Annotated in this window: 16 protein-coding genes and 2 pseudogenes; 17 read left to right on the top strand and 1 reads right to left on the bottom strand. The window is 36.1% G+C overall.

The window, feature by feature from the left end:
* Nucleotides 1-3 precede the first annotated feature (3 nt).
* The 15 genes and pseudogenes from ACP3T3_RS06295 to ACP3T3_RS06225 all read left to right on the top strand — a co-directional run bounded on the left by ACP3T3_RS06295 (nt 4) and on the right by ACP3T3_RS06225 (nt 18,485).
* Nucleotides 4-1,044 carry a hypothetical protein gene (locus ACP3T3_RS06295; RefSeq protein ID WP_426479057.1) on the top strand — a complete coding sequence of 347 codons (1,041 nt, stop codon included), beginning with the start codon at nt 4-6 and terminating at the stop codon, nt 1,042-1,044.
* Nucleotides 1,045-1,053: 9 nt separating this feature from the next.
* On the top strand, nt 1,054-4,602 hold the full coding sequence (locus ACP3T3_RS06290) for a DUF6443 domain-containing protein (protein WP_426479056.1): 3,549 nt from the start codon (nt 1,054-1,056) through the stop codon (nt 4,600-4,602).
* A 3-nt stretch (nt 4,603-4,605) separates the two neighbouring features.
* Entirely contained in the window at nt 4,606-5,091 is a 486-nt protein-coding gene (locus ACP3T3_RS06285) for a hypothetical protein (protein ID WP_426479055.1), read from the top strand.
* Nucleotides 5,092-5,319: 228 nt separating this feature from the next.
* Nucleotides 5,320-5,880, top strand: a pseudogene (locus ACP3T3_RS06280) (RHS repeat-associated core domain-containing protein); the annotation flags it as partial.
* Nucleotides 5,881-6,067: 187 nt separating this feature from the next.
* Complete coding sequence (locus ACP3T3_RS06275; RefSeq protein WP_426479054.1) at nt 6,068-6,463, top strand: hypothetical protein; 396 nt, start codon at nt 6,068-6,070, stop codon at nt 6,461-6,463.
* 89 nt (nt 6,464-6,552) lie between these two features.
* Nucleotides 6,553-6,942 carry a hypothetical protein gene (locus tag ACP3T3_RS06270; RefSeq protein ID WP_426479053.1) on the top strand — a complete coding sequence of 130 codons (390 nt, stop codon included), beginning with the start codon at nt 6,553-6,555 and terminating at the stop codon, nt 6,940-6,942.
* Between the two features lie 279 nt (nt 6,943-7,221).
* Nucleotides 7,222-7,362: a bacteriocin-like protein gene (locus ACP3T3_RS06265; RefSeq protein WP_426479052.1), complete on the top strand. Its 141-nt coding sequence runs from the start codon at nt 7,222-7,224 to the stop codon at nt 7,360-7,362.
* Between the two features lie 1,403 nt (nt 7,363-8,765).
* The gene (gene purB / locus ACP3T3_RS06260) at nt 8,766-10,193 is read left to right on the top strand and encodes an adenylosuccinate lyase (protein WP_002977968.1); all 1,428 of its coding nucleotides are present in this window, start codon (nt 8,766-8,768) and stop codon (nt 10,191-10,193) included.
* Between the two features lie 50 nt (nt 10,194-10,243).
* The gene (locus ACP3T3_RS06255) at nt 10,244-11,215 is read left to right on the top strand and encodes a WG repeat-containing protein (RefSeq protein ID WP_426479051.1); all 972 of its coding nucleotides are present in this window, start codon (nt 10,244-10,246) and stop codon (nt 11,213-11,215) included.
* A 192-nt stretch (nt 11,216-11,407) separates the two neighbouring features.
* Nucleotides 11,408-12,187: a PDDEXK nuclease domain-containing protein gene (locus ACP3T3_RS06250; RefSeq protein WP_426479050.1), complete on the top strand. Its 780-nt coding sequence runs from the start codon at nt 11,408-11,410 to the stop codon at nt 12,185-12,187.
* Between the two features lie 135 nt (nt 12,188-12,322).
* Nucleotides 12,323-16,018, top strand: a complete 3,696-nt coding sequence (locus ACP3T3_RS06245) for a phosphoribosylformylglycinamidine synthase (protein WP_426479049.1) — start codon at nt 12,323-12,325, stop codon at nt 16,016-16,018.
* On the top strand, nt 15,999-16,412 hold the full coding sequence (locus ACP3T3_RS06240) for a ribonuclease inhibitor (protein WP_426479048.1): 414 nt from the start codon (nt 15,999-16,001) through the stop codon (nt 16,410-16,412). The genes ACP3T3_RS06245 and ACP3T3_RS06240 overlap by 20 nt, the downstream gene beginning before the upstream one ends.
* Before the next feature lie 457 nt (nt 16,413-16,869).
* Complete coding sequence (locus ACP3T3_RS06235; protein WP_426479047.1) at nt 16,870-17,499, top strand: SGNH/GDSL hydrolase family protein; 630 nt, start codon at nt 16,870-16,872, stop codon at nt 17,497-17,499.
* Complete coding sequence (locus tag ACP3T3_RS06230) at nt 17,499-17,831, top strand: gamma-glutamylcyclotransferase family protein (protein ID WP_426479046.1); 333 nt, start codon at nt 17,499-17,501, stop codon at nt 17,829-17,831. The genes ACP3T3_RS06235 and ACP3T3_RS06230 overlap by 1 nt, the downstream gene beginning before the upstream one ends.
* Before the next feature lie 195 nt (nt 17,832-18,026).
* Complete coding sequence (locus ACP3T3_RS06225; protein WP_426479045.1) at nt 18,027-18,485, top strand: GyrI-like domain-containing protein; 459 nt, start codon at nt 18,027-18,029, stop codon at nt 18,483-18,485.
* A 140-nt stretch (nt 18,486-18,625) separates the two neighbouring features.
* Here the strand turns inward: ACP3T3_RS06225 and ACP3T3_RS06220 are convergent, their stop codons facing one another.
* Nucleotides 18,626-18,982, bottom strand: coding sequence for a diacylglycerol kinase family protein (locus ACP3T3_RS06220; protein ID WP_426479044.1), 357 nt, complete (start codon nt 18,980-18,982; stop codon nt 18,626-18,628).
* A 184-nt stretch (nt 18,983-19,166) separates the two neighbouring features.
* Here ACP3T3_RS06220 and dnaN point away from each other — a divergent pair, with 184 nt between their 5' ends.
* Both dnaN and ACP3T3_RS06210 read left to right on the top strand, forming a co-directional pair.
* Nucleotides 19,167-20,297: a DNA polymerase III subunit beta gene (gene dnaN / locus ACP3T3_RS06215; protein ID WP_034699704.1), complete on the top strand. Its 1,131-nt coding sequence runs from the start codon at nt 19,167-19,169 to the stop codon at nt 20,295-20,297.
* Between the two features lie 249 nt (nt 20,298-20,546).
* Nucleotides 20,547-20,960, top strand: a pseudogene (locus ACP3T3_RS06210) (YkgB family protein); the annotation flags it as partial.
* Between the last annotated feature and the right edge of the window lie 182 nt (nt 20,961-21,142).

Here is a 21,142-nt window from a genome sequence, read left to right as displayed (position 1 = left end):
ATTATGAAAAAAATACTATTCATTACAGGAATTTTAGCCGCTCAATTGTCTTTTGGACAGTTATATACATCTGCAGGTGTTGTTAACCAGACATCTACTCCTACATCTTCTAATGTAGGAATAGGAGTTGGCGATCCTCATTCTAATCTGGAAGTGGGTAACCAAAACGGAGGTAAGATAACAATTTCAACAGCAGGATGGAGTGGTACTTCTGCCAGTCCTAAATATCCCACATTAGAATTTGCCGGGTACTCTAATTCTCCTAAAGCAAGAATCACTGCTACTGAAGAAAGTGGAAATACGGGTGGATCAAAATTTTCTATTTTAGTTCATGATGCAACAAATATGATTGAAAGACTATCAATTCTCCAGAATGGATATGTTGGAATTGGGATAAGTACCCCCAAAGCAACATTAGATATTCAAAATAGGTTTTTAATATCAGAAAATGCACCTGTATCTGGTGCTGCCATTAGATCTTATGATACATACTGGTCCAGAGGATATGGATTTGTTGATACATCTGTTTCAAATAACATGGGACAATTTGGTGCGGTAGGACCTAAAGACAATATAGATTATTTTTATATAGGAAAAGATTATAATAATAATATTGTTAGTTTTTATCCTGCGGATAAAAAAACTGTTTTTTATGGTAATATGGCTTTATATGGTAAATTAGAATCCAAGGAGATCAAAGTAACGCTGACTCCAACTGCTGACTTCGTATTTGAAGAAAATTACAACCTTCCCAATCTGGAAGAGGTAGCCAAACATATTAAAGAGAAAAAGCACCTTCCTGAAATTGCTTCCGCAAAGGTGATGGAAAGAGAAGGCGTGAATGTAGGTGAATTTCAGATCAAATTATTACAGAAAATTGAAGAGCTAACCCTCTATGCTATTAAGCAGGAGAGACAGCTAAAAGACCAGCAGGAAAAAATACAGAAATTAGAAGGAGAAAATGTAGATCTTAAAAACGCTGTTTCTGAAATTAAGCAATTAAAAGAGCAGTTTCTTATAATGAAAGCTAGTGCAACCCATTAATTAAAGTAAATGTATAAAAAAATATTGATAAGCATTGGGTTGCTGTGGAGTCTTCATCATTTCGGACAGATGGTTTTAACCGCTCCTCCTGCTCCCAATACTGAAGTGGCAGACCCTCAGAGTATACGGATGCTCCCGGGATTCAGTTTCAGTTCTGTCAACGGAACTTTTCGCGCTTACATCGGAGGATCCTCATCAGGCAATGGAGAAACTTATACTCCTATCACTGTAAATTATTCGTCCAGTCTTCCAACGACGGAAAATTATATCTATACCAGACAATATCTGGTACCCACTTCGGTTTCTGACGGATCCCTTCAGCAGGTACAAAGCGTACAGTTTTTTGATGGCTTAGGAAGACCGAAACAGTCTGTAAGTATTAAATCCACTCCTGCAGGAAAAGATCTGGTAACCCATATTCCTTATGATGGATTTGGAAGACAGGTTGATAGCTGGCTACCGGTTCCTATGGCTTCATTAAGCGGTAATATTCAGGCCGGAGTAGAAGGAAGTGCTAACAGCTACTATCAGTCTAACGGCATTAATGATTCCTATCCCTTTACTCATAAAACGCTGGAAAATTCTCCCCTTGACAGAATTTTAAATCAGAAAAATCCGGGAACTGACTGGCAGAACAAACCTGTTGTTTTTGGATATGAAGCCAATGTGGCGGGTGAAGTTAAAAAATTCACCACCGTTACCGCATGGGTGGATGGAGCTACTTCCTCTCAGCTTGTATTATCCGGGACCTATGGTGACGCGCAGCTGTATAAAAATACAGTAACCGATGAGGATAATAATAAAACTGTAGAATTTAAAAATGGCAGAGGTCAGACACTTTTGGTAAGAAAGATTGTCAGTGCTTCAGAAAATGCAGATACGTATTATGTGTATAATGAATATGACCAGCTGGCATTTGTTATACCACCTTTAGCTTCCGCGGCAACAGCAGTTTCAGCTTCTGCACTGGAGCATCTTTGCTACCAGTATAAATACGATGGTAAAAATAGGCTTGTGGAAAAGAAACTTCCGGGAAAAGGCCTGGAACAAATGGTCTATAACAAAAAAGATCAGGTTATCCTTTATCGCGATACTGCTCTCAAAAATGGAATAGCGAATTTTTCAGCGGATCAGTCATGGATGTTCACAAAATATGACCGTTTCGGAAGGGTAGTGTATACAGGAATTACCAGAGATGCCAATCCAAGAAATACCATACAGAATACCATTGATAATCAACTTGCAGATACTTTTGAAACCCGTGGGGGAAGCTTTACGCTGAATGGAACCAGTATCGAATATGGAAGCGTGTCTTATCCTACAGCAGTTGATAAGCTTTTGACTGTCAATTATTATGATACCTATCCTCAGGGATCTCCTGCAATAACTACAGTCTTAGGACAGGAAGTATTACCTCAGACCACACAGAACTCAGAAGTGAGTACGAAAAGTCTTCCAACGGCTTCTTATACTAAGAATGTTGAAAATGATGGCTGGACAAAAGTTTATACCTATTATGATAAGAAAGGAAGGTCAATCGCAACGCATTCTTTGAACCATCTCGGAGGATACACGAAGACAGAGAATTTCCTGAAATTTTCAGGAGTACCGGAGTATAGCCTTATTGAACACAAAAGATCTGCAAATGATACCAAAGTAAATATCAAGGAAACTTTTGAATATGATCATCAGGAAAGATTAGTAAGACATTGGAACCAGGTAAACGGAGGCGCTCAGGAACTTCTTGCGGAAAACCTGTACAATGATCTGGGACAATTACAAACTAAAAATGTTGGAAATACTACAGGCAGTCCATTGCAGCGTGTAAAATATGCCTACAACATTAGAGGCTGGATGACAAAAGTGAATGATCCGGCCAATCTGCAGAATAAACTTTTTGCCTACGAATTGCGTTACAGCAACCCTAACAGCCAGTTTTCAGGTTCTGCAAGATATAATGGAAATATTTCCCAGATGTCATGGATTACCCAAAATGATGCGGTGCTGAGAAATTACTCCTATGAATATGATGCCCTTAACCGACTTAAAGAAGGACGTTTCTGGGATGCCATGAATTTGGAAAGAGGAGAATATCATGAGCAGTTGACTTATGACCTCAACGGAAACATAAAAACGCTTTTAAGAAGAGGAAGACAGCTTCCGGGATATACAGCACCAGAAGTAATGGACAATCTGGAATACCATTATGAAAACGGGGAACAAAGTAATAAGTTATCTTACCTTAAAGAAATCGGAACAGGAAATGCCATCAGTGGATATCCGTTAGCATCAGGAAGTACAGGAAGCACCATTACTTATGACGTCAATGGAAATATGACCACTCAATTGGATAAAGGAATTTCCTCCATCCAATATAATTATTTAAATTTACCGGGTAAGATTACCCAAAACTCAAAAATAACTGATTATACGTATAGAGCCGATGGGGTAAAGATTAGAAAGGTTTTTGGAACAGAAACAACCGATTATCTGGATGGCTTCCAGTATGTAAATTCTGCATTGAAATTTTTCCCAACAGCAGAAGGATATTTTAATGTTGAAACTGGAAAGTATGTATATAATTATACTGACCACCTTGGAAATGTTAGGTTAAGCTACACTAAAAATGGAGCAGGAACAGAGATCATTGAAGAGAGTAATTATTATCCGTTTGGATTGAAACATGAGGGGTATAATATATTAACAGGAAATCCAAGTTATAAGTACAAGTACAATGGAAAGGAACTTCAGGAAAGTGGAATGTATGATTATGGAGCAAGATTCTATATACCTGAGCTGGGAAGATGGGGAGTGACTGATCCTTTGAGCGAGTTACAATTTGCTTACAGTCCATATTCATATGTTTATGGAAACCCTATAAGGTTTAACGACCCCACTGGAATGATTGGAGAGGAAGATCCACCAAAGAAGGGTTCTACTCCTGATAATCCTATTGATATTGGCGAAATTAAGCTGACAAAAAATGTAAGTGATTCTAAGTTATCATTTATGGGAATCCAAAGTTTAAGTGCTTATCATGGTTCTCAGGATAGATTAGCTTTTGGTATCAGAAATAGTAAAGCTGCTCTTGCTACTGAGAAGTTTGAAAGAAACCTTGCATTTACAATGGGGACTTTCCTAATGGGTGGAAGTAATCTTGTGGCTTCTGCAGGGTGGGCTACTCTTGATGCAGTGGTTGATTATCAAGACCCTGAAGATCAGGAGGCTATTCAAGTTGTTCAATTAGCAGCAATTGGCTTGCAGTTAAAGCATGGAAATGTTAAAGCGTTGCAGAATTTCGCAAGTGAAGCCGAAGAAGTTGCAAAAAAATTGCCTGCTTTGGATGCGACAGGAAAAGTACATGGTGATTTACCAAAAGTTAAGGATCTTGTAAATTATTCGAAAGAAGATTTAAAGATATTACTCAAAGAACTAAAGCAAGGTGTTCAAAAGAGAATAGAGGTAACCTCCCAACTTGGTAGAGATAGACCTCATGGTCAAAGACAAGGAGCAGAACAAGATTTAATAAAATCAATAGAAAAATATTTAGGAAAATAAGGAATGAAATCATTAGCAGAATTACAAGATTTGTTGTTAGATGAAATTCAAAATAATTTGAATAAAGAAGTGGTTTTTGAAAATCACGATTACTATAATGAGTACACAGGATATATTTCAGTTTTATTGGCTTCAATTCTTGAAAATAGATTATTAAAAGATACTGATTGGAATTCTAATAGATGGATAGATGATTCTTTATTAACAAAACTAAAATTGTCTGATGGGAAATTATCTGTTTGGGGGATAATGATTTGGGGAATTAACAACTCAAATAAACAATGGACAGACCCATTCTATTTTGAAATTAAATTCAAAAAAGAAAATGAAAAATTTAATAATTATACTTTTCTTTTTGGTGATTTAGATAATCATGAAATTTCTTATGAAGATTTTGCAAATAATCGTAATTATTGGGATGTGGATTATTATGAAACAGACGATTGGAATCCTTCTGATAGAAATTGGAAATATATAATTGCAGAGTAATATAACCCCCTCGTGCCGCCCGATTGAATCCCTCGCTTCCGCACGATTGTATCGTGTGGCAGATAAAAGAATAAACGGGAGTGTCCTAAAAATCAGTAACACCTTCTAAGATTCGGATATTTATATACTCCTCCTGTATAGGGGTACGAATAAAATCAGCAAAAATTGAGGCTGTCCAAACTTTTCGGACAGCCTTTTTTATATGTATAAACTGGTTAATAATTATATTCCTCCATCCAATATAATTATCTAAATTTACAAGGAAAGATTACCCAAAACTCCAAGATAACAGATTATATTTACAGAGCAGACGGAGTGAAGGTAAGAAAGGTTTTCGGAACAGAAACAACCGATTATCTGGATGGTTTTCAGTATACCAATTCGATATTAAAGTTTTTCCCAACCGCAGAAGGGTATTTTAATGTTGAAACCGGAAAGTATGTATACAATTATACTGACCACCTTGGAAATGTTAGGTTAAGCTACACTAAAAATGGAGCAGGAACAGAGATCATTGAAGGGAGCAATTATTATCCGTTTGGATTGAAGCATGAGGGGTATAATGTATTGACGGGAAATCCGGCGTATAAATATAAGTACAATGGTAAGGAGCTTCAAGAAACAGGGATGTATGATTATGGAGCAAGGTTTTACATGCCCGATTTGGGTAGATGGGGAGTTGTAGATCCGTTGGCTGAGAAGATGACAAGATATAGTCCTTACAATTATGGATTTAATAATCCTATAAGGTTTATTGGTCCTGATGGAAGGCAAGGGACAGACTGGTTTTGGGACAGTAATAAAAAAACATTTACCTATGATGCTTCAATTACTTCTGCCGAACAATTTAATACTCTCAAAGATCAAGGTTTAGTCCAAGGAGAATATTTAGGAAAAGAGGGGGCAGTTTAATGTAACCTATGGAGACGAAACAATAGGCAAAGTTGCACTTTACAGCGATGGAGATTGGTTGAATATGTCTTCAGGAGATGCAAATAGTTTTGAATATCACGCTTCTGATGGACCTGAAAGTATGAAGGGACAATTTTTTACCAGTATAGAGTCTAGTAGAAACTGGGGCGTACAAATTTTAGACAAGCCTTTTACTGTAGGCGTAGGTGGAGAACTTACAGTGGGTGCAGGAGCAGGATTTGAACTTGGATACTTTAGTGGTAATTATGATAGTGGAGTTTATTTAAATCTCTATAAATCTGCGGGATTGAATGTAGGTGTTGGTGGAGCTTATAATGAATATACAACACAGAATGGATATGCTCCATTAACAACTGCTAATTTAAGTGGTAATTATTGGAATGTTTCTGGAGGAGTTGGTCCAATTTCTGGAAATTTATGGAGAGACAGCAAAAGATAGCGATGGACGAAATGTATCAATGGGTGGAGCGAGCGTTTCTTCTGGAATTTGGAACTTTTTGAAAAGACCTAAATTGTCCGCAGGAATCAGTGCACAAGCCGGAACAACGTATATTAACCCGAGTAAAAGAATTAGAGAAAGTGGTAAGTAAAGATTTAGGATTTAAAATACCAGGAATAATAGCCTTTTGTTTGTTTGTTATCGGTTACTTTTTTTACAAAGAATATCAGAAGAAACAACCAGAAATAATTCACCAAAATATTTTAAACAAAAGTTTTTCAGGTGTTGTGGATAGTACATTTACCGTTCACATGAATCATGGATTAACAACGATAATTTTCAAAAATAAAAAATCAATAAGTGGATTGCAACAGCATTATTATTATATGATAAAAAAAAATGATAGTATAGTAAAGCGTAAAGGCGAAGACAGTATTTATATTTATAGAAATGGAGAAGTAAAAACTTATAAATATTAGATATAGCAGAAGGATATTTTAATATTGAGATTAGAAGTTGTATTGATAATTATACTGCCCCAGCTATGCAAAGTCTCCAGACTTACATAAGATTAAAGAACTTATATTGTATATGGATACCCGTTATTTAATAGTAATAAACGATTTATTTTAGTGTAAAATATATAAAATGAATAAGTTATGTTTTTTTTATCCGAAAAATATGTATATTGGATCTACCAAATTAAAGCGTAATCCGAAAAGCATATAGAGTAGGAAAAAAATCAAAAAAATGTTACTATGAAAAACTTAAGAAAACTTTCAAAAAGAGAATTGAAAACTGTTCAGGGAGGTATCCCGATGTGCCTGCCAGGATATTTCTGGTGCTCATTTGTTAAAAAATGCATTCCTGTAGGAACAGAATGTGGACTTATTGATTAATTTAATTTAGGAAAAGAACGTGAATAAAAGGCTGTCTCAGAAATGGACAGCCTATTTTATGTCCTGCTTACCAATCGACTTAGGAATCAGGAGCGTTAAGAAATTTGAATGGAATCCGTTAAAAAATTTCCATTGTCTGAGCATGGGACTTGTTCAGAACCGAAGCAGAATCGGATGATCCATGCGGGTTTGGAAATTTTAGGAGTACATTCAAATTTTTAGCGGAGGATTCCCGTCTTGAACTTTTGCATACTTTTTGTTTCAAGACAAAAGTATAGATCAAAATCATATTAAATATTTCACAGATTATTTGTTTTAGTTCTTTAATCTGTTATTTTATTTATTGATGGTATTAGCCAGCAGCCATTTAAAAAGTAGTATGTTAGTCATTAATGCCCGACTTAGGAATCAGGAGCGTCAAGAAAATTTGAATGTAATCCGTTAAAAAATTTCCATTGTCTGAGCATGGGACTTGTTCAGAACCGAAGCAGAATCGGATGATCCATGCGAGTTTGGAAATTTTAGGAGTACCTTCAAATTTTTAGCGGATGATTCCCGTCTTGAACTTTTGTATACTTTTATTTCAAGACAAAAGTATAAATGAAAAATCATAATCTATTAAAAAATTCCACTGTCTGAGCATGGGACTTGTTCAGAACCGAAGCAGAACCGAATGATCCATGCGAGTTGGAAATTTTAGGAGTACATTCAAATTTTTAGCGGATGATTCCCGTCTTGAACTTTTGCATACTTTTGTTTCAAGACAAAAGTATAGATCAAAATCATATTAAATATTTCACAGATTATTTGTTTTAGTTCTTTTTAATCTGTTATTTTATTTATGGTATTAGCCAACAGCCATTTAAAAAGTAGTATGTTAGTCATTAATGCCCGACTTAGGAATCAGGAGCGTTAAGAAAATTTGAATGTAATCCGTTAAAAAATTTCCATTGTCTGAGCATGGGACTTGTTCAGAACCGAAGCAGAATCGGATGATCCATGCGAGTTTGGAAATTTTAGGAGTACCTTCAAATTTTTAGCGGATGATTCCCGTCTTGAACTTTTGTATACTTTTGTTTCAAGACAAAAGTATAAATGAAAAATCATAATCTATTAAAAAATTTCCACTGTCTGAGCATGGGACTTGTTCAGAACCGAAGCAGAATCGGATGATCCATGCGAGTTTGGAAATTTTAGGATTACCTTCAAATTTTTAGCGGAGGATTCCCGTCTTGAACTTTTGTATCCTTTTGTTTGACTACGTCGAATCTTCGATTTCAAGGCAAAAGGATAAATGAAAATCTTTTATTTGAATCAGAATATGGTTGAAAAATCATAAAAACAGGATTTTCATCTCTCACCGAAAAACCGTATTTTTGTACATCTAAAAAGTAAAAGAACGAATGAATTCCTACAAAAATCCATTGGAAGAGCGCTACTCCAGTGAAGAAATGTTATTTAACTTCTCACATAATAACAAATTCCAGAATTGGAGAAAGCTTTGGATAGCTCTTGCTGAAATCGAAAAAGACCTTGGACTTGAAATTACAGACGAGCAAATCGCTGAGTTAAAAGCTAATGCTGAAAATATCGATTATGAAAAAGCAGCAGAGTACGAAAAAAAATTCCGTCATGATGTAATGGCTCACGTTCACGCATATGGTGATGTGGCGCCTTCAGCAAAAGGAATTATCCACTTGGGAGCAACTTCAGCTTTTGTAGGAGACAATACAGACTTAATTCAGATCCGTGACGGACTTTTAATCTTAAAGAAAAAGTTGGTTAACGTAATGAAGAACCTGGCAGACTTTGCGATTCAGTACAAAGACCTTCCGACTTTAGGATTCACCCACTTCCAGCCTGCTCAGTTGACCACTGTTGGGAAAAGAGCAACACTTTGGTTACAGAGTCTGGTTCTTGACATTGAAGAACTGGATTTCTTCCTTGAAACACTTCGTTTCAGAGGAGTAAAAGGAACTACAGGAACTGCTGCAAGTTTCCTTGAACTTTTCAACGGTGATTATTCCAAAGTTAAACACTTAGATAAAGAACTTTCAAAAAGATTTGGCTTCGATAAAGTTTTCGGAGTTTCCGGACAGACTTACGACCGAAAAATAGATGCGAAAGTAGTGGCTTTATTAGGTAATATTGCACAATCTGCACATAAATTTACAAACGATTTACGTTTACTTCAGAACCTTAAGGAAATTGAAGAACCATTCGAGAAAAACCAGATCGGTTCATCTGCAATGGCATACAAACGTAACCCAATGAGAAGCGAAAGAATCGGGGCATTGGCAAAATATGTAATGTCTCTGACAACAAGTTCTGCAATGGTAGCTTCTACACAATGGTTTGAAAGAACATTGGATGACTCTGCCAACAAGAGATTAACAATTCCTCAGGCATTTTTAGCAGTGGATGCTATTCTATTGATCTGGAACAACATCCTGAACGGAATTGTAGTATATCCGAACAGAATCAACAAACATATAATGGAAGAACTTCCTTTCATGGCGACAGAATACATCATCATGGAAGAAGTAAAAGCTGGTGGTGACCGCCAGGAAATCCACGAAGTGATCAGAGTTCACTCTATGGAAGCTTCCAAGAAAGTGAAAGAAGAAGGAAAAGAAAACGACCTTATCGAAAGAATCCTGAATGATAACTCTTTAAAACTAGACAAATCAAAACTGAAAGAAGTTTTAGATCCTAAAAACTTTATTGGTTTCGCGCCTATCCAGACGGAGGAATTCATCAAAAATGAAGTGCAGCCGATTATAGACCAAAACAAAGACTTAATAGGATTGGAAGCTGATCTTAAAGTATAAAACAATATGCAGTCTTTTGGGCTGCATATTTTATTTCCCACTCCAATTATATGAAAAAACTGCTACTAGCCATTATATTAACACCAATCATTTCCTTTTCTCAGGAGACAAAAGATTTATATTATTTTAAATCCAAAGATTCTCTGGTGGGAGTAAAAGATAAAGCAGGAAAAATAATTGTTCCGGCGCAGTTCAAAATCTTTTCATTTCTAAAAGATGGAGATCCTGTACAAGGAGAAACCATTCTTTTTGATGGGGATAAAGAAGGTGAAAAACCGGAAAAAAATGCATGGGGATATGTGTATGACAAAAATGGAAAATTTCTGTACCAGCCTTTCCTTTATGATAATGGAGCAGATTATTTCTCCGAAGGCTTAAGAAGATTGGTTAAGAAGGGTAAAGTAGGATTTGCAGACCGTAACGGCAAAATTATTATTGAAGCTGAGCATGATTTTGCATCACCTTTTAATTATGGTTACGCAGCATTTTGTGACGGCTGTGATTGGGAAAAAACCAATGATGAGCACAGATCCATTGTCGGAGGAAAATGGGGTGTGATGAATACCCAAGGACAAACCGTTCAGCCGGTTGCAAAACAATCAGGTAATGAAGTTGAAATAGATGGAAAATACTATCCGAATCCGTTTCAATATAATGAAAAGGAGAAGAATATTCTTCAGTTCTTTGAAAAGCAGGAGAAAAAGCTTTCAGATCTTTATTATGTGAATTTTTACGATAAACTGTCTGAAAATGAAAAAAAACTGTTTTTTGAAATTGTAGAAAGACCAAAACAAAACTTTCCGTATTATCAGGTAAATACCTATAATTACAGAAAGAAGGACTTAGATATGCTGTACCGTTTCAAGTTCCTGGTTTCAGAAGATGGAAAAACAGTGTATACGATGGATGATTTTGATGAAAAAAAGATTCCTTTTGAAAACTGGCTGAAAGCAGAAATAAAAAGCGCAGAAGATTTTCAGAAAGAACATAAAGATAATCCGAATAAATTTATCAATAAATAAAATAAAATTGGAAATTCTACAGTTCGAATTTAAAGAAGGTATGACTTATTCCTTTAAATTTGTACAGAATAGTAATTGGAGAAAATATCTTTCAAAAATTTCCAATACAAAAGGATTTAAAGTATGAAATTTTAAATTCAGTAAAAGAAAAATAAATCTAATAGTAAAAAATCTGACATCTAATTTTTAATAATGTTACAGAATCAAAATCATCAACAATTAATGACCGATCTGAAGGAGCTGGTAGACAAGACGAAAAGTCAGGTTGCAGCTCAAGTAAACTCGGCAATGGTGGTTTTGTACTGGGAAATTGGCAAAAGAATAAATGCAGATGTTTTAAATAATAAAAGAGCAGAGTATGGCAAAGAAGTTATTGTACAGATCTCTCAACAACTTACGTTAGAATTTGGAAATTCATTTTCTGAAAAAAATATCCGAAAAATGATGCAGTTTGCATCTGTTTTTGATGACTTTGAAATTGTCGCATCAGCCATGCGACAATTATCATGGACCCATTTTTTACTTCTTATTCCTATTTCTCAAGATACTAAAAGAAACTTTTATCTTGAAGTTTGTAAAATTGAAAATTGGAGTGTTAGGGTATTAAGAGAAAAAATCAATTCTCTGCTTTTTGAACGAACAGCAATAAGTAAAAAGCCTGAAGAAATAATAGATAAAGAGCTGAAAAACTGGTCTGAAAATAATATTCTAAATCCTGATTTGGTTTTTAAGGATCCCTATTTTCTTGATTTTTTAGAATTGAAAGATACCTTTTCTGAAAAAGATTTAGAAGAAGCCATTATTGTGGAACTCCAAAAGTTCATTTCTGAGCTGGGAAGTGATTTTGCATTTCTTTCAAGACAAAAAAGAATCACAATAGAAAGTAGAAGGGGAGAACCCTCCCATTGGTTTAATCCTTTGTTCCGGGAAAAATTCCGAACATATAGAACTCATGAATCTGGAAGGAGATAATATAAAAGTAGCAGAATATTTACTTATCTTACCTTCAGAAAAAGTTTTGCTTGAAAAATTGCATCGTTCAATAGAGATAGCAAGAAATAAATTTGAAAATTAAAAATAAATCTAATATTAAAAATCTGACATCTAATGTCTAATAACAAAAGAATTTTCGTAGAAAAAAGAGGAATTTTCGATGTTGAAAGTCCAAAAATTTTTGATGAAGTAAAAGCGGTTGTTCCGGCCGTTCAAAGCGTAAAGGTATACAATGTGTACGATATTTTCAACTTGAATGACGGAGAATTCGAAAAAGTAGTAAACAATACATTTGTAGACCCTGTTACTGATATTTTACATACAGAAAACCCAGCAAAAACAATTCATTTCGGAATGGAATTTTTGCCTGGCCAGTATGATCAGAGAGCAGATTCTGCGCAGCAGTGTATCGCTTTACTGACAGAAAATGAAAAATCAAAAGTAAGAAGTGGAAAATTAATCGAATTTGAAGGAGTTTCTGAAGCGGATTTGGTTAAAATCAAAGACCTTCTGATCAACAAAGTAGAATCTCAGGAAAAAGACTTATCTATTCTGGATATTCCAGCTGATGAAACACCGTCAAAAGTAATCATCCACGAAAATTTTATCAATTTCAATGATGCGGAACTGGAGAATTTCTATAACAACCACGGTTTTGCATTAGGATTAGACGACTTGAAATTCATTCAGGAATACTTCAAAACTGAAGAGAGAAATCCTACGGAAACAGAATTAAAAGTATTAGACACGTATTGGAGCGACCATTGCCGTCACACCACTTTCGAAACACAGTTGTCAGACATTCAGTTTGAAGGTCAGTTCAAACACACATTGGAAACTATTTTCAATGATTATATCGAAAAAAGAAAATTCTTAGGCCGTGAGCTGAAGCCAATTTCCTTGATGGATCTTGCAACAGTATGCGGTAAATATTTCCATAAAACAGGAAGCCTGGATAATCTTGTCATTTCAGACGAGATTAATGCATGTACCATCCAGATCGAAGCAGAATACGACGGCAAAAAAGAACCCTGGTATTTATTATTCAAAAACGAAACACATAATCACCCAACAGAAATTGAACCTTTCGGAGGAGCATCCACTTGTTTGGGAGGGGCTATCAGAGACCCATTATCCGGAAGGTCTTTTGTATTCCAGGCCATGAGATTAACGGGTGCAGCAGACGTTTTAGAATCTGTTGACAAAACATTACCAGGAAAATTACCTCAGAAAACCATTACAAAGCAAGCTGCCAACGGATATTCATCTTATGGTAACCAGATCGGTCTTGCCACTACAATGGTTTCCGAAATCTATGACGAAGGCTACAAGGCCAAGAGAATGGAAGTAGGTTTCGTTACCGGAGCTGTTCCTGTAGACTGGGTAAGACGTGAGAAGCCTGAAAACGGTGATTCAATCATCATTTTAGGAGGAGCAACAGGCCGTGACGGAGTAGGAGGAGCAAGCGGAAGCTCAAAAGAGCAGGACGAAACTTCTATCCATACCATGAGTTCCGAAGTTCAGAAAGGAAATGCTGTAGAAGAGCGTAAAATCCAGAGATTATTCAGAAATCCTGAAATAACGAAGCTGATCAAAAAATCAAACGACTTCGGAGCAGGAGGAGTTTCTGTGGCAATTGGTGAAATTGCAGACTCTTTAGAAGTAAACCTTGATGTACTCCCGTTAAAATATGAAGGATTAAACGGAACCGAGCTGGCTATTTCTGAATCTCAGGAAAGAATGGCTGTGGTAGTAGATCCTCAGGATAAAGAAAAATTCATCAGATTCTGTGAAGCTGAAAACATTGTTGCCGTAGAAGTAGCAAAAGTAACAGATTCAGGAAGAATGCAGATGTTCTGGAAAGGAGACAAAATTGTAGACCTTTCAAGAGCGTTCTTAGATACCAACGGATGTTCAAAATCTCAGGAAGTGAAAATTACTCACCTTGAAGAAGTAAAAGAAGAAATAAAAGCTTTCACAGCAGAAAACTTCATAAACATCTTAAAAGATAAAAACGTGGCTTCTCAAAAAGGACTGCTTGAAATGTTCGACTCTTCAATTGGAGCCACTACAGTAGCAATGCCTTTAGGTGGAAAATACCAGCAGACCCTGATGGAAGGAAGTGTACAGACATTGCCAATTTTAGGAGCAAAAAATATTAAAACCGTTTCTCTGGCAAGCTGGGGATTCGATGCTGAAATCTCAAAACAAAACTCACTGTTAGGATCATCTTATGCTGTAGTAGAGAGTGTTGCGAAGATTGTAGCGATGGGAGGTGATTATAAAAATATCAGACTAAGCTTCCAGGAATATTTCGAGAAACTAGGACAAAATCCAGAAAAATGGGGTAAACCTTTGGCTTCACTTCTTGGAGCTTACGATGCACAGATCAATTTAGGTCTTGCTGCCATCGGAGGAAAAGATTCCATGAGTGGAACGTACCAGGATCTGAACGTACCGCCAACCCTGATTTCTTTTGCATGTGCCAACGGAGACAAAGAAAATATCATCTCTCCTGAATTGAAAAATGCAGGAAACAAACTGTATTTCTTCAATCATATCGCTCAGGAAAGCGGACTTCCGAACTATAATGCTTTAAAAGAAGTTTTTGAATTCATTTTTGAAAACATCAAAGCAGGAAAAATTGTTTCTGTGAAAACAGTGAAAGAAGGAGGTCTTGCAGTAGCTTTAGCAAAAATGAGCTTCGGAAACAGATTAGGAGCTGAGATCAATGCTGATGAAGCAGTTTTATTGGCTAAAAATATCGGTAGCTTAATCATTGAAGCAAAAGAAGAGTTAAGTTCGGCTGCTCTTCAGCTGATTGGAGAAGTAAAAGATTCAGGTATGGTAAAAATCAATGGTCTTGAATCAAACATTACAGACCTTGTAGCAGCCAATACCAATACATTCGAGAAGCTTTTCCCAACGGTAGAAAAAGAAAAGATTACGGTTGAAATTGATGCAAAACACAACTCTGTCAACCCAAGAAATATCATCATCAAAAAACACGGAATTGCACAGCCTAAAGTTTTCGCTCCGGTATTCCCGGGAACTAACTGTGAGTATGACACGCTGAATGCATTCCGGAAAGAAGGAGCTGTAGTAAGCAGCTTGCCTTTGATCAATATCAATCACCAGTTACTGGATGAAAGTATTGATGCATGGGTAGAAGAGATCAGAACATCTCAGATTCTGGCATTCTCAGGAGGTTTCTCTGCAGGTGATGAGCCGGATGGTTCTGCAAAATTCATTGTTAACGTTCTGAAAAACGAGAAAATGAAAAATGCAGTTCACGAATTATTAGACAGAGACGGGATGATCATCGGGATCTGTAACGGATTCCAGGCGCTTGTGAAATCAGGACTGCTGCCTTACGGAAGAATCAAAGATCTGGATGAAAACTCTCCAACGCTAGCGCACAACGCCATCAGAAGACACATCTCTCAGATGGTAACAGTACAGGTAGTGAATGACGAAAGCCCTTGGTTAAAAGGAATGAAAGGTCAAACTTTCACTATTCCGATTTCCCATGGAGAAGGACGTTTCATGGCTTCGGAAGAAGAAATCAAGAAATTGTATGAAAACGGACAGGTCGCTACCCAATACATTGATCTTGATGGAAACATTGCTCACGGAATGCCATTCAACCCAAATAACTCATTATTCGGAATCGAAGGCGTTACCAGTCTATGTGGAAAGATCTATGGAAGAATGGGACACCCGGAACGATTTGCTGAAGGTCTCATGAAAAATATACCAACCGCGAATTATCACAACATATTCAAAAACGGTGTTGAATACTTCAAATAACAATACAAGAAAAATGATCGTCATCCATGGCGGTCATTTTTCGTCTTTAGGTGGTTTCTACGAAGAAGCTTCCAGTGTCCTGATGAAAGATACAGACTGGAAAGTAGGAACATTGGATGGCTTTGATGATATTCTCTACGGAGGTTTCGGAGTGATTGAAGGCAAAGAAGAAATTGAAATGATCTGGAAAGAATCAGAAAAGTCAAAAGAAGACTTAGGCTATCAAGCCACCCGAGAATTTTATGAAAATAAAATCAGACAAGGGAAACCTTTCAACATAGAATTAATTCAACAGAAACTGGATAATTTGACAGAAGGAAAAGGACAGACGCTTTTTGATATTCTGGTAGAAATTATAGAATCACATGCCAATATTACACTAAGGTTAGAATGATAAGTAATGAGTAATGAGTAATGAGTGGAAATGTTGACATTTTCCAGCTAGCTTCATCAAATCAACCTGTTGATTCATTCTTTGCTTCCTGGAATAAATATGTTAACAATAAAATCTTTGCGTCAAAAAAACAAAATATACTATTTAACCATTAAGAATAATAAAGTTTTTAAGGAAAGCTAAGATTCATCAACGATGAATAAAGCAGCCTGCTTATTAATAGCTGTGCCATTATCTAAATAATTCTTCATTCCTTCAAAAATCTTAATGGTTCAAATAAGTTTATTCAACTAGGACACAAATTGGTCTATTGCTGAGTGAAACGCCTTTGCGAACGAAAATATAAAATTAATATAAACCCTTAGCGTCTTTTGCGTTAAAAACTAAGCGAATTGAAAGATACTAATAGTTTTTCTTACTATTTTTACTTCAACAAAACAGGAAACAATAAAGTTGAATGAAGAAAATTATTTACGGGCTGTTCTTCGGTGACAGCATTACCTACGGGGAATATGACGGCGTTTTTGGAGGCTGGGTGGATATTTTAAAAAGATATGCCTTGCAGCAATTTCACGAAGGAAATGGAGATGAGCTGATCTTATTCAATTTAGGAATCGGAGGAGAAACTACAGAAGGATTACTGAAAAGAATTCCTCACGAATTAAATGCAAGAAATTCCGCTGATGGAAATATCGTTTTTTTAAGTTACGGAGCCAATGATCTTGCGGTAAAAGATGGGGTACACATTGTAAACCCTGAAAAGTTTAAAAGCAATATTATAGAAGCTGTTGAGCATGCCAGACAATTTTCCAATGAGATTTATCTTGTAAGCATTCTCCCTCTCTCTCAAAAAATAGATGGAGTAGTGGTAAGCTCCGGGAAGTTAAGAACCAATGAAGAAGTTATTGTTTACAACCAGATTTTGAAAGAGCTGGCAGCCGAAAATTCGTTGAAATATATTGATTTTTATGCTGCGTTTTTAGAAGATAAAGAGATCCTGCTTTCTGCAGACGGTGTACATCCCAATGAAAAAGGCTACGGAATGATGGCCGAAATCGCAATCCCAATTATTGAAAAATATTTATAATGCCCAATTTATTTTCTTACGGAACCTTACAGAAAGAACAGGTTCAAATGGAAACCTTCGGAAGACTTTTACAAGGTGAAAAAGACGTCTTATCAGGCTACAAATTACATATGCTTGAAATTACTGACCCAGAAGTACTGCGGAAAAGTGGTCAGAAATACCATCCCGTACTTGAATTTTCTGGGAATGATGAAGATCAGGTAGAAGGTGTACTTTTTGATGTTACAGAAGCAGAAATTCTCCATGCAGATGAATACGAGGTAGATGATTATAAAAGAATTGAAACTGTTTTTAAGTCCGGAAAGAAAGGGTTTATTTATGTTGGGAAATAGTCATTGCGAGCAAAGCGAAGCAATCTCCAAAACTCTTTTTTAATTCAAAAGAAACGGCTATAATCCTGAGCTTAGTCGAAGGGAGTCCGTTTATTTAAAAATATCAACCTTCAAAATGGCCAAAACTTTAAAACTTCCTGACACACTGTTGTCGCAACCTGCTCTTATCTTTGTCATCAATAAAAAAATCAATCAATGAAGAACGTGAGAGTAGAACCTTTTAAGGTAATCGGTATTTCGGTAAGAACAACGAATGAAAATGGACAGGCAGCAAAAGATATCCCGTTATTATGGGAAAAAATGATCAATGAAGATATGCTTAATTCAATACCGGGTAAAATAGACAATACTATCTATTCCATCTACACGGACTACGAAAAAGACCATACAAAACCTTATACAACGGTTCTTGGATGTCAGGTAAACAATCTTGATAATATTCCGGAAGGGATGGTTGGTTATTCTTTTGATGGTGGGAATTATATAAAATTTACCACAAAAGGAGACATTTCAAAAGATTTGGTGATCAATGAATGGATAAAAATCTGGGAAATGGATTTGAACAGAACATTTACCGCCGATTTTGAAGTGTATGGAGAAAAAGCGCAAAATCCATTAGATGCAGAAATTGATATTTTCATCGCTGTGAAATAAGAAAAAAGTAAAAAATTCTTGACTTCACAACCTTTGAATTGAAGGGGTAAACATTCCCCTCCTCCGGAGGGGTGGCGAAAATTCAAAGAATTTTTGACGGGGTGGTCTAAACTTCCAGCTCCCAGCTTCTCTCTTCCAGCTCAGCTGAAAATATATTTCCAATACACCAGAATTCCCACAATCACCGAAGCAATGACTGTCAGTACTACAGCACCGGCAGCAATATCTTTGATAAAGCCAATTCTTTTGTCAAAATCGGGCTGGATGATATCACAGATCTTTTCAATAGCAGTATTGAAAATTTCGGCACTTAAGACCGCAAACGAAGCAATAAAAACCAATGCTGCATCCGTATAATTTAATTTGAAATAAAAAACAAGAAAGAGATTGACAAAGAATGCCAAAAGCTCAATCTGGAAATTTCTTTCCGTTTTTATCATCATAAAAACACCCCGGAAAGCATTGAGAAAACTTTTATGGATAGGAGGTTTTTGCATGATTTTCAAACTTTTTTCGCAAATATAGGTTTTGTATTTGATAAAAAAATGAATATCCGCAGAAATCAAAGCATAATATCAAGGTTCAAAACAGATTAAGGATCTTTGTTAAAAACTCCTCCATATTATTCTTTTCTTTGTTGTATCTATTTATTATATTTGTAGAAACTTATTTTATAAATCTATGAAATTTATTATTTCAAGTGGTGAACTGCAGAAGGCTTTGCAAACTGTAAGTGGCGTAATATCAAGCTCTCAATCGAGACCGATTTTAGAAAACTATCTTTTTGAATTAGACGGAAATAATGTTACCATTACAGCATCTGACGGCGAGACAACTCTTGTTACTTCCCTGGAAGTAAAGTCTGATGATACAGGTAAATTTGCTGTTCCTGCTAAAATTTTTCAGGATTTTATCAAGACCTATGGTGAACAGCCTCTGACATTTGTTGTAAAAGACAATGCCGAAGGTACGGGAAGCCAGCTTGAGATTTTAGATGAAAAAGATAATTTCGCAGTAGCATTAGACAATGCTGATGACTATCCTGAATTGCCGGAATTCGACGCTTCACAGAGTGTAACGATGCCTGCAGGAGTTTTGTCTGAAGCTTTGACAAACACACTATTTGCTACAAGTAACGATTCCCTCCGTCCGGTAATGACAGGAGTTCTTTTCCAGTTTGGAGAAAATGAAACCAATTTCGTTTCTACAGACTCCCACAGATTGGTGGTGTACAAAAGAGCAGACCTGATGAATGCCGAGCCGATGGAGTTTATCATGCCTAAAAAGCCTCTTAACATTTTCAAAAATATCCTGGCAAGTTCCAATGAAGACGTTACGATCGACTTCAATGAGAATATGGCTAAATTTACTTTTGGTAAGCATATCTGGATCTGTAGACTGATTGATGGTAAATATCCAAACTATACAGCGGTAATTCCAAAAGAAAATCCAAATGTATTGACCATCAACAGAAACCTGTTGCTGGGAGCAATCAAAAGAGCATCTATCATGTCCAACAAATCTACCAACCAGGTAAGATTCAAGCTTTCCGGAAATATTCTTCACCTTCATGCAGAAGATACTGAATATGCAAATAAAGCTGACATGCAGATTCCTTGTGATTACAATGGAGAAGATATCAATATCGGATTCAGTTCAAAATTCTTAACGGAAATGCTGACAATTTTAGGATCTGACGATATCACCATGAAAATGTCTCAGCCTAACAGACCAGGAATCATTGAACCTCTTGATGGTCTTGAAGAAAATGAAAATATCTTAATGTTGTCAATGCCGGTAATCGGGTTGTAATAGTAGCATAACAAATAATAGAAAGCCGGAATTTTCCGGCTTTTGTTTTTTAGTTGCAATGTAAATTATTACGAAAAAATAGGAAAAGCTTTTATCTTAGTACTTCGGAATGTAAAATTGCAGAAAAATATTTTTGATATAATGAAACACAAATTGCACAAATTTTTTCACGAATATCACAAGTAAGAAGTTATAAATAGTGTTATTTGTGAATCATTAGAGTCATTCGTGTTTAAATTAACTCATCATGAAGATAAAAAACGGGTTGCAGAATACACTTTGTATAAAAATCCTGAAGGAAAAGTGGTTCAGAAAAATATTGACTGGCATCAGGAAAACGGAACATATGCCTTTTCCTACGGCTTGGGTACTGTGATTGTTGCTATTGGAATTATGGTGCTATTGGGAATTTGGTTTCCTAAAATCGGAGCCGTTGGAGGAACTTTAACATTTTTAATGTCACTCGTTACCCTGTCATTTCTCATCACCACTCCGGAGGTTTATGTGCCTAATCTGGGTGGAGATTACTCTACACCTCAGTTTGGGTTTCCCTATCTGTCAGGAGCAGGACGTTTGGTCCTGAAAGACATTATCATGATGGCTGCAGGGCTGGTATTATTTTCCGATAGCCTGAAGAAAGCAGCGGGACCATCTGATGAATAGATTCCAAAATCAGAAAGCAGAAGGATTAACGAAATTTATTATCTTAAAATGGCTTCTAAATTTCGCTATTTCTCAAAAAAACACGACATTTGTAGCTCGAAAAATTACACCTGATTACAGTGTGGAATTTCAAATAACGTTTCAAAATAGAGCAGATGAATCCTTATAACTCATCTGACGAA

Source organism: Chryseobacterium sp. CBSDS_008, assembly GCF_049959325.1.
In the GTDB taxonomy this organism is placed as follows: Bacteria; Bacteroidota; Bacteroidia; order Flavobacteriales; family Weeksellaceae; genus Chryseobacterium.
This window is presented reverse-complemented; position numbering and strand designations above follow the sequence as displayed.